Below are 12736 nucleotides of genomic sequence, written 5' to 3' on the forward strand. Positions count from 1 at the left end.
GAAGGAGGCGCCCCCAAGTAGGGTTCGGCAGGCCGAACCCTGGGGTTAAAAGTCGACCTTCGCACCGAAACGGACGAAGCGGCCGATGAACAGGCTGTCGCTCCACGCCGGGTTGAACTGGTACAGGCCATAACCCGCATTCGGCTCGTAAGCAGGCTTGCGGTCCAGCAGGTTCTTGACGTCGAGATAGAAGGTGAAGCTGTCCTGCACCTTAACCTCGGCGTGACCATCGAGGTAGAACACCGACTTCGAGCGGCACTGCACCGGATCGCCATTGTTGTACGTCACCAACTGGCCGTTGGCGGCGCTGGCCGCACAGTCGCCATAGACGCCACCCGCGTCAGTCGCGACCGACGAATAGCTGCTCGTATAATAGGCCGTCAGGCTAACATTGCCGCGCCCGTTGAAATCGAGCGTGTTCTGCCAGGACGCACGCAGATGCGGCGCGCCCGAGCAGGAAGTGATGTTGCATGGCCCCAACGTCCCATCATACCGCTGGACGGTGCCGTCCTCGAGCGTTTGCTCCAGACGCAAGAGGCGCGAGGCATTGGCGATAGTCCGCCACCGCACATCGGCCGTGATCGGGAAATTCGCGCTCAACGAGAAATCCAAACCACGGACCAGATAGGTATCGGCATTCTTGTACGACCCCGCCGCGAAACCGAGCAGCGGCAGCGCACCGGGGTTCTGCTGGTCGGCGACCCCCGGAGTGACCGTGATGCCGGGCGCGGTGACCTTCCCATTGTTGGTGTAATATTGCGCGATCGCGTCGGCGCTGATCTGCGCGGGGATGATCACGTTGTTGATCCGCGTCTGGAAGTAGTCGACCGTAAAGGTGACGTTCCGAACCGGATTCAGCACCACACCACCGGTGAACCCTTCGGTCTTTTCAGGCTGCAGGTTGGGATTTCCGCTCGACGTCAGGCCATAGGAATAGCCGCCCTGATAATAAGACGGGTTGCTGGCATGCGCCTGGCAGAAGGCCGCATAGGTCGGCGACGAACAATTGATCGTTGCAGTGACATAGCCGGTCGTTGGAAGCGCGAACGACTCGCTGAAACTCGGGATGCGGAATCCACGCGAATAGGTGCCCCTGAACTTGATCTGCTCGACCGGCCGGAACTCCGCCTCGAACTTCGGCGAGAAGCGGCTCTGTCCGGTCGAATAACTGTCGTAAGATCCCTCGGCCTTCACCTTCAGCACATCGAGGATCGGGGCGGTGATTTCATAACCGGCCGACCAGACATCACGCTTGCCGACCACGCCGACCGCGTTGATGCCGAAATAACGGGCGTTGGGATTGGTTTCGTTCGCCGGGTTTGAGCTCGGGTTGTTGATCTCCTCGTGGCGATACTGCCCAATAACCGCGATATTCAAATCGCCACCCGGCAAGGCGAACACATCCTTGTTCACCGATGCCTGGACCTGACCGAGCTTCGAATAGGAGTGGTTCCGGTTCTGCGGGAAAAGCGCCGCAGTTTGCGCCGCGGTATTCTGTGACTGGTCAACGAAGTTGTACGTTCCCTGCGCAACGGCGTTCATCAAACCCTGAAGGTAGAGATAACCGTTATTGACGCGGTCAAGCGTGACCTGCGACGCGGTCGCGCCGACATTATAATTGAAGCCGTTTCCGAACACACCGTTGATACCGGCGGAGAAGCGATAGGTCTTCGTATTGGTCGAAGTGTTGCGAGTGACCTGGGGCAAAGCGACCAGCCGAGCCAATTGTCCCTGCGCCGCGAACGGATTGTTGGGGTTGAGCGTACCGTTCGCCGCATTACAGCCGGTTGCCGTCAGAGCATTGGTCAGCGCTCCGACCGTGGTGATCACACCCACACCGTTTGAGCAGACATAAGCGGGCAACAGGATACTGCTGACCGTCGCCTGAGTGCCACCGGCCGCCGTCTGACCGGTGAAGCCCTGAGGCCCCGAATTATTGTCGCTCGTGGTCGTATTATAGTAATTGAACATCGCATAGACTTCGGTGTCCGGACCAAGCTTGCCCGTCGCCCGGATATTGAAGCCCTTGCGTTCGATGTTCGAGTTATACGCGCGATATTCGTTGACCAGATCTTCCTGGCATACAGTCGCTGGCGTCGAACCGGCGATGGGGATGCCAGCAGCGGCGGACGCAGCGCGTTCGGCCGCAGTGAGGGTATGCGATTGAAGTCCCTGGCATCCCAGCGTCGGATTGAGCAACTGATAGCCGCCCAGCGAAGCACCGGTGGCGGGGTCATAAGGACGTACATACGGCACGCGGGTAGACTGGAAACCATTGTAGGTGCCGTCATACTGGACGCCGTTCCGGATGCCGTTGGTCAGGCATCCCTGAACAGACGTTCCACAGATCCGGCTCTGATCCGCCGTATTGAACGGATAGCCACGATCCCGCATGAACAGCGGATCGTTCTTCTGATACTCGCCGTTCACATAGATGTTGAAGCCCTGAGTATCGAGATCGCCATAGCCAGCAGTCGCGCTGATCCGCTGCTCGCCGTTGTCCCCTCGCTGCGAGATACCCGTCGACGCGTTGAGATGGAGGCCAGTGATCTGGCGCTTGATGATGACATTCACCACACCCGCGATCGCGTCCGACCCATAGGTCGCCGATGCACCGTCAAGCAACGTATCGATGCGCTCGACGATCGAACTTGGGATGGTGTTGATATCAACGAAGTTACGATAACCGTCATCGCCCAGCGGATACGGCGCGGTCCGCATGCCGTTGAAAATAGTCAACGTATAGGCGTTGTTCAGGCCGCGGAGCGACGGCGAGCTGGCACCTGTGGCGAAACCGAAAGACGACCAGCTCGGCGGTGCCGTGCCGGCATTGTTGGCGGTCAGCAACTGCAACGCGTCCGCCACCGTCGTGACGCCGCGATTCTGCAGATCTTGGGCGGAAATGGAAACCACGGGTGAAGCGGTCGCCGCTGCTGGATTGCGAACGATCGAACCGGTTACGATGATATCGCCACCCGTCGGGGCGTCGGTTTGGTCTGATGCCTGCGCAACCTGCGCATCGCTATCGGCACTTTGATTTGCGGCGGGCGCGGTCTGCGCGAAGGCAGGTATACCCAGCAGCATCGACAACGGAGCTACGGTCGCCAACAGGCCGAGCCTGCGCTGACCGATCCAGGAATTGGTCATGTCTACTACCCCTTTTCGTATCGTCCGGAATCTTCGGCTCCGACGGCTTCGCTCCGCCAACGCAACAGCAATTCTGCTTCGTGACGGAATATTGCTAAATTGGGGCGAAGAGGGGGGTGGTGTAAAGTCGACAATGGTCATGCCAAGACATGAAGATTGCTCGTGTCGCATAAATGACACAATAGCTGACTCATTGGCATGCAATGCATCATGTCTTCTTCATGAGATATTTTTCACGAGTAGAAGACAGGCACCATTGCTAACATAGTTTAGGAATGTTTGGTCATCAGCCTTATCAGGGGCTACCGCCATGGACGCGGATCGGCACTCAGGAAATTTGTGAACCTCCAGCGGAACGACAGTCCCGCAAGCGAGACGCGGCGCGGTCGAGCGAGCCGATACACTCGCTTATGCCGTGATATCTCCTGTCCGCGTCCGGCCATGCCGGTCGATCTACTCGGCGACCGCGCCCAGCCCCTGCCCGCCTTCGATCCGCCCCAAAGCGGCGAACAGGCTTTGCAGCATCGCCTGTTCCTCAAGCGTCAAATGTGGATTCCAGGTGTCGAAGATCAGCACCGCGCGCAGCGCCGCGCTGTCGTTCCACGCCTCATGCTCGATGGTATCATCAAAGGCGAAGGCGTGCCCCTCTACCCAGTCGCGCGTCTCCCCGCCGACGCGAAAGCCGCAGTTCGGTGGGACGATAAGTGGTAGATGGACGATAGCACGGACATTGCTGACCCCGGTATGGGCCGGCAGACGGGTGCCTGGCTTGAGCACCGAGAAGAAGGCGGTCGGCCCCTTGCCCGGAATATGCGCCATGGGCAGCGCCTCGAGCATCGCCATCGTGTGAGGACAGGCCACCGCCATATCGGGATCGCGCACACCATACCGCCACAGATAGCGCGCGCTCCACGCTTCCGACTGATCGAGCGCAGTCCATTTGTTCTCGGGGGTGCCGGCCTCTATCGTGACATAGGGAGCGAAACCGCTGTCGGGGCGGCGAAGCAATGCCTCCAGTTCGGCGCGGACGACCGGCGTCGCGGCCTCCAGTTCGGCGAACCAGGGGAAATGCGTAGGGTCGAAAAATTCGTCGGCAGGCAGGAAGGGGAAATGCACGCCGTGGCAGGCATTGGTGTAGATGGCCCGTCGCCCCAACATCGCATCGACGCAGCGATCGAACCGCCGCCGACGCGCGGGCGATACCTCACTCCATTGCGGCGCCAGCGCGGCGTCCAACTGTTCCCCCAGAATCCGCGCGCGCGCCGTCACCCTGTCCAACGCGTGGGCCAACAACTGATCGAGCCCAGCGGATCGCTCGGGCAGCGACTGGAGAACGGTCGCCACGCCGTGCCACCGGAATTGCGCCTGCGATTCCTCGCCCGCCCGATCATGCCACTCCGCCATTCGGACATTGGCCATGACGTGACGCTGGTCGCGAGTGAGCACCTGTTGCAAAGCATCGCGCTCCCCCAACGGGTCGCCCTGGTCGCGCCGCGCGGTCGCCAGATTCATCCAAAGCGGCGGTGCATCGGCGTCACCCTCGATCGCCCGCTCGAACCAGCTCGCCGCCGCCGCAGGGTCGACCGCCAGAAGGCTCATGCCCATGGCGTTGCAAAGGATCGGGTGACCGGGGGCCTGCGCCAGCGCCTGTTCCAGCAGCCGCCGCATCTGAATGGCGTCCGCAGCCGCCTGCGCGGACTGGAGAAGCGACAGGGCGGGGGCGGGAAGCGGCTGCGTCATACGCCCGTTATGAGCAGTGGAGACATAGGGTGACAAGCATGTCCTTGCCCATTCGTGCTTTCGTGCAGCAGCTTTCCGTCTCCACGCGACATCCGGCGTGAGGGGCGATCGGAAGATTCAAAGACGGAACCGCCACAGGACCATGAACGGTTCCGCCGGGATCAGCACCAAATCCCGAGCGGGCGCCCGACCGGTAAAGTCCCCGGCGTCTCCATGCGCAAAAGGCCTGGTCGCCATTCGGATCGGAACGACCAACGAAAAAGGGCGGCCCTTGCGGACCGCCCTTTCCCTTTAGCGACATCCGTCGCCGGCCCACCCTTAGAAGTGGACGCGGCCACCGATGCGGAAGGCACGCCCAACCGCGTCATAGGTCGACGGATAGGTGTTACCGCTGTTGTACGAGGTCGAACCAGCGTTCGAACCGACGATCGGCGGCTGCTTGTCAAGCAGGTTGGTCACGAGGACAGTGAACTCGAAGTTCTCGCCAGCGCGAATCCGCGTGCCAAGATCGAGATAGTTATAGGCCTTGATCCGGTTGAAATTCCAGTTCTGGCCCGCGATCGGCGTGTTGCCGGTGATCGTGCCCGAGAAGAGCGGGGTCAGACCCGGCTCGTAACGGACCGTATCGATGTGGCGCCATAACAGCGACAGATCGACGTCACCGAAGGTCAGCGTGGTGCGCTGGTTCCAGGCGAACTTCGGCTGGATGGTTAGGCAGTTGGCGCTGTAATAGCCGACGCACTCACGCACCACCGAGGTGCCCGAAGCCTGGAAGGTGTTGCTGTTCGTCCAGGTACCCTGGAAGTTCAGGTTCAGCTTCGCAAAGCCCAGGTCGCGGCGATAATCGGCGTTCAGGTCGATACCATCGGTCGCGATCCGGCCCGAGTTGGTTAGCGGCTGGGGCAGACCCGCCACCACTGCCGACGAACCGCTCAACGCGCCCGTCGCGGTGCTGCGACGGATGCTGGTGCAGGCGGTCGACGTGGCCGACGCGGCGGTGATGTTGCCGAAGCAGGCCGCCAGAATATCTGCCGGGGTCGCCGCGGTGATCGCCTGGTTCACCTTGATGTTAAAATAATCGACGCTGATGGTCAGCCCTTCGACCAAGGTCCGCGGGGTCAGGATAACGCCGATGGTATAGGTGTCGGCGACTTCCGGACGGATGTTCGGATTGCCGCCGCCCGTAGCGTTGGGCTGACCAGACGCCGGGTTCGGAATGCCCCCCGCAGCCACCAGCGAAGCGGGTGCACCCTGCGCGACGCAGACCGCAGCCAGATTGGCATTGTTAAGCGGCGCATTGCCGGCGCAGGGATCGACGGTCAGATTGACGAGATAGGTCGACACCGGATCGAACAGCTCGCCGATGTTCGGTGCGCGCACTGCACGCTGATAGTTCCCGCGGATCTTCAGGTCGGCCACGGGTTCCCAAGTGCCGCCAGCTTTCCAAGTGGTGGCATCGAATTTCGGGCTGCCCGCCGCCTGAACCTGATAGTGGGACTGGCGGATACCGCCCTCGACCGTCAGGGCGCGGAAGAACGGCTTGTCCTCGACCAGCGGCGCGATGATTTCACCGAAGAATTCACGGACATTGTAACCGCCGTTAAGCGGCAGAACTGCGCCACCGGCGCCGCCCAATTCGCCCGGAATCAGGGCATAAGCATCAGGGATGCGCTGTGCGCGATAGTCGCGATACTCCGCACCGGCGGCAAAGCCGATCGGGGTGGACGCCGCGGGCGATGCGAAGCCGAAATCACCGTTCAGCACCGCATGGACCTGCGACAGCTGAGTCTTGTTGGTGACCGTGCTCTGGCCGTTCAAGAAGCCAGCCTGCGCAGCCGAGATGCTGCCCGCCGGACCGAAGAGGTTGAGCGGCACACAGCCATTGCTGGTGTCGTTGCAGGTCGTGGTGTTGGTGGCGTTCAAGGCCTGCTGCACGCGCGACTTCAGAACATAGCCGGACTGGGTCTGGACGTTCTCGCTCTCACCATAGGCGCCGTACACGTCCAGGCCGATCGACTTGGTAATGTTCAGGCGAACGCCAGCGGTATAGTCGAACAAGGTCGTCTGATACTCGCTGACGCGCGGGCCGACTTCAACCGTGCGGCGATACACTTCCGGCATCGGAATGGCAGTGTTGGTGTTGCAGGCCGTGCCCGGCGCGATCCCGGCGGCGCTGCAGAGCTGGTCGCGGATGCCAGCGGGCAGATACGGGTTGTTACCCGGAACAGTCAGACGCTCGCCGAAAATGCCCGACGGCGCGATGATCGTCGACACGCGGTTCTTGGAGAACAGGCCGCGGGTATAGACGGTGACGGTGTCCGACACGTCATAATGTGCGGCGCCGTACATGTTGTAACGCTTAAACGGCGTAAAAAAGATATTGTACGGGCTGAAGTTGAAGTCCTGATACGGCGCGACGAGCGCCGTTCCGGTCGAGTTGACCTGCAGGCGGCCCGCGCCGGCCACAGAGATCGTGGTCGGGACCGAGGTCGGCGAACCGCCGGCCGCACGACCGGTGGTCGAGCTGATGGTGTTCGACGAATAGGGGCGCGCGCCCTGATAGATGGGATCGGCTTCCTGATAGCCGACGCTGAACACCGCGTTACCGCGGCCATCGTCGAAATTCGCACCGATGGTCAGGTCGGCGCGGAAATAATTGCCGTCACCGCGCTGCGATATCTGCTGGCTGGCCGACGCGTCGACACCGGCAAAGTCCGAACGGGTGATGAAGTTGACGACGCCCGACACCGCGTCCGCGCCATAGGTGGTCGACGCGCCGCCGGTCAGGATGTCGGTCCGCTCCAGCAGCGCCAGCGGAATGTTGTTGAGGTCGGTCTGGCCTGCGGGCCCCGACGGTGCGATGCGCTTGCCGTCCAGCAGGACGAGGTTGCGATTCGAACCCAGGTTACGCAGGTTGACGAACGAGGCACCGCCATTGCCGTTGTTCACGGCCGAACCGATGCCGGGCACCGCGCCGGGCAACTGGCGCAGGACTTCCTCGGCGGTGTTGGTCTGGCGCAGCGTCAGTTCTTCACGACCGACGACCGCGACCGGGCTGGACGACACAAGGTTCGGGTTGCGGATCAAGGTGCCGGTGACGACGATGTCACCCTGGCTGGTCTCGTTGGTGACGGGCGAACCATCGGCGTTGGTCTGTTCGACTGCCTGGTCCTGCGCGATGACTTGGGCCTGGCCCGGAGCGGCGACAAAGCCTGCTCCCATTAGCAACGTGGACGCGAGCAGACGCACGCGAGCATTTGTTTTCATAAACTTAACCCCTTAGTGTCGGCCTTGTGACCTGACGTTTCCCACCCGAAAATGTCCGAGTGCTGCCATTTTATTACGAATGACGCCGCGCCACGTGCAAACGTAAAGCGGTGTTTCAAGTTACAGGTTTTCCATGTTTATTCCCCGTGTGACAAAAGCGTCACAGAGGGCGCAGCTTTCTTACGTTTTGATCGCTCTAGATGATTGAAGGATACCGATGCCCGTGAAATCCTTAACCATTCTATGCTCCGTCATGATCCTGATCGGGCCGACGGCAACCCTGGCCCAAAACCGCGAAGACAGGATTCGCGCAGTGGATGCGCTGATAGCCTGCCGCACGCTGGGTGAGGATGCCACACGGCTTGCCTGTTTCGACCGCGCCGCCGCCGCGCTGTCGCAGGCGCGGGCGTCCGGCGAATTGATGGTGCTTGACCGTCAGACGGTGGTGGCGCGCAAACAGCAGCGCTTCGGGCTGACGACGCAGACCGGCGAGATGTTCGGGGGCGCCCCCGCAGATGAGGCAACCGAAGTACGGCAGCTCATCGGCAAGATTGCAGCGATCGTGCCTGCCAAGGCCTATGGCCGATTCGACATCCAGTTGGACAACGGATCGGTATGGCAAACGACCGAGGCCCTGCCCTTTCCGCCCAAGGCCGGGGCGGACGTTACGATCCGGCAAGGTTCGCTCGGCGCTTATCGCGCATCGATCGCGGGTGGACGCTCCATCTTGGTCAAGCGGATTCGCTGATCGGGACCAAACCCCCTCAGCTCATCGGCCCCGTCACCAACAGCGGGTCGAGCTTGCGGCCGCGCCATTGCAGGCTCCAGTGGAGATGCGGGCCGGTGGCGCGGCCGGTGGCGCCGACCGCGCCGATCGGCTGGCCCTGGCGGACATGGTCGCCGACCCGGACATCGATCCGGGACAGGTGCAGGAAGGCGCTGTTCAATCCTTGGCCGTGGTCGAGCATCAGCAGATGTCCCTCCAGCGTGAAGGGCGTGTCCGCCGCCAGGATGACGACGCCATCGGCGGGGGCGCGGACGATCGTGCCGGTGGACGCGGCGATGTCGGTGCCCGAATGATAGCTGCCCGGCTCGCCGCGATAGATGCGCTGCGCCCCGAACAGGCCCGAGATGCGCCCCGTCACCGGCCATCGCAGCGACTGGCGCCAGCCGTCCGCATCGGTCGTCATCGCACGCGCGGCGCGGATCTGGTCGAGTTCGGGTGGGCGGCGCCGCTGGAATTCGGGATCGGGAACGGGATATTTGGGCAGCCGGTCGAGCCGCTCGATCCGCCAGGCGCGCGGCGCGACGGCGAGCGGCTGGCGCACCTGTCGCCCATCCGCCAGCGTCGCGACCAGTTCGGCGGAGGGGCCAGCGTCGCGGTCGAACCCGATCAGAAAGGCGCCGTCGCGGGACAGCGGGATCGCCTCGCCATTCAGCGTCACCGAAACGGCGCCCTTCGGTGCCTGCCCCCGGATCAGGCCGCCCTGACTCGCTTCGCCGGTCCAGCGAAACGAGGAGAGCGGGTCCGTCACCGGGTCCGGGACAGGCCGGGGGGCGGGTGGGGACGCCACCGGCATGGACATCGTCTCACGGGGCGCGACGCATCCGATCAGCAAGAGCGCGAGCACCCCGCCCGACAGCCTCATTGCGGGGCCAGCACCTGCGCGGTCGCCTGGGCGTCGGCATAGGCTTCCTGCCGCGCCGCGCTCCAATATTTCAGGTCCTCCAGCGCGATCCGCCGGCCGGTCACCGCGCAGACGACATGATCGCCGGGCGACAGCACGCGAAAGCCGTTGGCCATATAGTGAAGCCGCGCGGGGCGATCGGTGTTCGACATCAGCATCTTCGTCACTTTCGGGTCAAAGGAGGGTGGGCTGGTCGGCCTTGGGCTCCCGCTTCGGCTTGTCATAGGTTCGGGGGGCGGCACGCTCAACCCCACCCTTCTCCACCGCCACATCGACCGTGCCGTCGCGGAAGCGCAGGGTCAGGATATCCGCGGCCCGCGCCGCCTCGGCCGAGGACAGGGTCTCCCCGCCCGGCCGCGCAGTGATCCGGGCATAGCCTCGCTCCAGGATCCGGTCGGGGTTGAGCGACTGGACCAGTCGCCAGGTCGAGGCCAGCCGGTCGCGCCCGCGCTCCACCTGCCGTTCGAGGATCGCGGGGCGCAGTGCCGCCCCCGCCCGGTCCAGCCCGCCGCGCGCCAGCGTCACCCGCCGCTCCAGCCCGCGATCGAGCCGCGCGCCCGCTTCGTCGGCGCGCTGTCGCTGCGGCCCCAGCAACTGGTCGCGCTTGGGGAGCAGCCGCGCCATCGCGTCCAGCCGCTCGCGGCCCCGCTCGACATAGCGGCGCGCGCAGCGTTCGGTCCGCTGGCGATGGCTGGCCACCGTCAGGCGCAGATCGGCGAGCACCGGCACCGCGATCTCCGCCGCCGCCGTCGGGGTCGGCGCACGCAGGTCGGCGGCATAGTCGCACAAGGTCGTATCGGTCTCGTGCCCGACCGCCGAGATGATCGGGATGGAGCAGTTCGCGACCGCGCGGACCACGATTTCCTCGTTGAACGACCACAGATCCTCGATCGAGCCGCCACCGCGCGCGACGATCACCAGATCGGGACGCGGCACCGGCCCGCCGGGCTGGATCGCGTCGAACCCCTGGATCGCGGCGGCGATCTCCCTGGCCGAACCCTCGCCCTGGACCTTGACCGGCCAGACGATGACATGGGTGGGACAGCGATCCTCCAGCCGATGGAGAATGTCGCGGATCACCGCGCCGGTGGGCGAGGTGACGACGCCGATCACCGGCGGCATGAAGGGAAGCGCGCGTTTCCGCTCGCGCGCGAACAGCCCTTCGTCCGCCAGTTTCGCCTTCAGCTTCTCGAACAGGGCCATCAGCGCGCCCGCGCCCGCCAGCTCCATCCGCTCGACGACGATCTGATATTTGGACCGGCCGGGGAAGGTGGTCAGGCGGCCGGTGGCGATCACCTCGACCCCGTCCTGCGGCTGGAAGGGCAGCGTGTTGGCCGCCCCCTTCCACATCACCGCGTCGATGACAGCATTCTCGTCCTTCAGGCTCATATAGACATGGCCCGAGGCAGCGCGCTTATAGCCCGAAATCTCGCCGCGCAGGCGGACATGGCCGAACTCGCCCTCCACCATCCGCTTCAGCTTCAGGCTGAGTTCGCCGACCGACAGCGCGAGCGCGTTGTCGCCGGCGATCTCCTCGGCTACCAGCCTCGAACTTTCGTCATAGGAATAAGGATCGGGCATGAACGTCCTGCTGCTGGGATCGGGTGGCCGCGAACATGCGCTGGCGTGGAAGCTGGCACAGTCGAACGGGTTAGATACGCTCTACGCCGCGCCCGGCAACCCCGGTATCGCGCGCCATGCGACCTGCGTCGCGCTGAACGCGACCGATCACGCCGCCGTGGTGGCGTTCGTGAAGGAGCATGAGATCGGCCTGGTCGTGGTCGGCCCCGAAGCGCCGCTGGTCGATGGCCTTGCCGATTCGCTCCGCGCCGCGGGCGTGCCGGTGTTCGGGCCCGGCAAGGCCGCCGCGCAACTGGAGGGGTCGAAGGGCTTTACCAAGGATCTGTGCCGCCGCGCCGACATCCCGACCGCGGGCTATGTCCGCGTCGCGACGCTGGCGGACGCGCAGGCCGCGCTCGCCACCACCTTCGGCCTGCCGGTGGTGATCAAGGCCGATGGGCTGGCGGCGGGCAAGGGCGTGACCGTCGCCTTCACCCGTGACGAGGCCGATGCCGCGATCGCCGACCTGTTCTCGGTGCCCGGCGCCGAAGTGGTGATCGAGGAATTCCTGGAAGGCGAGGAGGCCAGCCTCTTCGTCCTGACCGATGGCGAGGCGCTGCTCCCCTTCGGCTCGGCGCAGGATCACAAGCGGGTGGGCGACGGCGATACCGGCCCCAATACCGGCGGCATGGGCGCCTATAGCCCCGCGCGTGTCCTGACCCCGGAACTGGAGCAACAGGCGATCGACCGGATCGTCCGCCCGACCGTCGACACGCTGCGCGCCGAGGGCACGCCTTTTTCGGGGGTGCTCTATGCCGGGTTGATGCTGACCGAGCAGGGGCCCAAGCTGATCGAATATAATGCGCGGTTCGGCGACCCCGAATGCCAGGTGCTGATGCTGCGTTTCCAGGGCGATCTGCTGGCGGTGATGCTGGCGGTGGCGGAGGGACGGCTGGCGGAGATCCCCGCGCCCAGCTTCTCGCCCGACCCGGCGCTGACCGTGGTGATGGCCGCGGCCGGCTATCCGGGCACACCCAGGGCGGGCGGCGACATCGCGGCGATCGATGCTGCCGAGGCGACCGGCGCGGTGGTCTTCCAGGCCGGCACCCGGATGGACGGCGAACGACTGGTCGCCAGCGGCGGCCGGGTGCTGGCCGTCACCGCCAGCGCGGGCTCGGTGGGCGAGGCGCAGGCCGCCGCCTATCGGGCGGTCGATGCGATCCGCTTTCCCGACGGCTTCTGCCGCCGCGACATCGGCTGGCGCGAGGTGGCGCGCGAAGCGGACGCGACGGGAACCGAGGGTTGATCCGATCGATTGGGCTCGCGACCGGGCC

General features: G+C 64.3%; 8 protein-coding genes. 2 read left to right on the forward strand and 6 right to left on the reverse strand.

The genetic code is table 11. The features are described 5' to 3' along the window. Nucleotides 1–45: 45 nt before the first annotated feature. From ABDV78_RS06455 to ABDV78_RS06465, 3 genes are all read right to left on the reverse strand, one after another. Nucleotides 46–3147, reverse strand: coding sequence for a TonB-dependent receptor (locus ABDV78_RS06455; protein ID WP_343526533.1), 3102 nt, complete (start codon nt 3145–3147; stop codon nt 46–48). Nucleotides 3148–3600: 453 nt separating this feature from the next. After that, on the reverse strand, nt 3601–4887 hold the full coding sequence (locus ABDV78_RS06460; protein ID WP_343526534.1) for an aspartyl/asparaginyl beta-hydroxylase domain-containing protein: 1287 nt from the start codon (nt 4885–4887) through the stop codon (nt 3601–3603). A gap of 318 nt (nt 4888–5205) precedes the next feature. Next, nucleotides 5206–8136: a TonB-dependent receptor gene (locus tag ABDV78_RS06465; protein ID WP_343526535.1), complete on the reverse strand. Its 2931-nt coding sequence runs from the start codon at nt 8134–8136 to the stop codon at nt 5206–5208. Between the two features lie 271 nt (nt 8137–8407). Between ABDV78_RS06465 and ABDV78_RS06470 the strand changes: the two genes are divergently transcribed. Next, nucleotides 8408–8902 carry a hypothetical protein gene (locus ABDV78_RS06470; RefSeq protein ID WP_343526537.1) on the forward strand — a complete coding sequence of 165 codons (495 nt, stop codon included), beginning with the start codon at nt 8408–8410 and terminating at the stop codon, nt 8900–8902. 16 nt (nt 8903–8918) lie between these two features. Here the strand turns inward: ABDV78_RS06470 and ABDV78_RS06475 are convergent, their stop codons facing one another. From ABDV78_RS06475 to xseA, 3 genes are all read right to left on the reverse strand, one after another. Then, entirely contained in the window at nt 8919–9689 is a 771-nt protein-coding gene (locus ABDV78_RS06475; RefSeq protein ID WP_343526538.1) for a peptidoglycan DD-metalloendopeptidase family protein, read from the reverse strand. 110 nt (nt 9690–9799) lie between these two features. Further along, nucleotides 9800–10000: a DUF2093 domain-containing protein gene (locus ABDV78_RS06480; protein WP_343526634.1), complete on the reverse strand. Its 201-nt coding sequence runs from the start codon at nt 9998–10000 to the stop codon at nt 9800–9802. A gap of 16 nt (nt 10001–10016) precedes the next feature. Beyond that, nucleotides 10017–11423, reverse strand: coding sequence for an exodeoxyribonuclease VII large subunit (xseA, locus tag ABDV78_RS06485; protein WP_343526539.1), 1407 nt, complete (start codon nt 11421–11423; stop codon nt 10017–10019). On the opposite strand from xseA, the gene purD reads away from it, so the two are divergent. Further along, nucleotides 11422–12708, forward strand: coding sequence for a phosphoribosylamine--glycine ligase (purD, locus tag ABDV78_RS06490; protein WP_343526540.1), 1287 nt, complete (start codon nt 11422–11424; stop codon nt 12706–12708). The two genes, xseA and purD, sit on opposite strands and share 2 nt — an antisense overlap. The last annotated feature ends 28 nt before the right edge of the window (nt 12709–12736 follow it).

The sequence above is a fragment of the Sphingomonas sp. genome, from assembly GCF_039594485.1.
GTDB lineage: Bacteria > Pseudomonadota > Alphaproteobacteria > Sphingomonadales > Sphingomonadaceae > Sphingomonas.

Coding starts and splice junctions, on each gene's coding strand:
- purD (WP_343526540.1), top strand. CDS start 11,422: ATGAACGTCCTGCTGCTGGGATCGGGTGGCCGCGAACATGCGCTGGCG.
- ABDV78_RS06460 (WP_343526534.1), bottom strand. CDS start 4,887: ATGACGCAGCCGCTTCCCGCCCCCGCCCTGTCGCTTCTCCAGTCCGCG.
- ABDV78_RS06480 (WP_343526634.1), bottom strand. CDS start 10,000: ATGCTGATGTCGAACACCGATCGCCCCGCGCGGCTTCACTATATGGCC.
- ABDV78_RS06470 (WP_343526537.1), top strand. CDS start 8,408: ATGATCCTGATCGGGCCGACGGCAACCCTGGCCCAAAACCGCGAAGAC.
- ABDV78_RS06455 (WP_343526533.1), bottom strand. CDS start 3,147: ATGACCAATTCCTGGATCGGTCAGCGCAGGCTCGGCCTGTTGGCGACC.
- xseA (WP_343526539.1), bottom strand. CDS start 11,423: ATGCCCGATCCTTATTCCTATGACGAAAGTTCGAGGCTGGTAGCCGAG.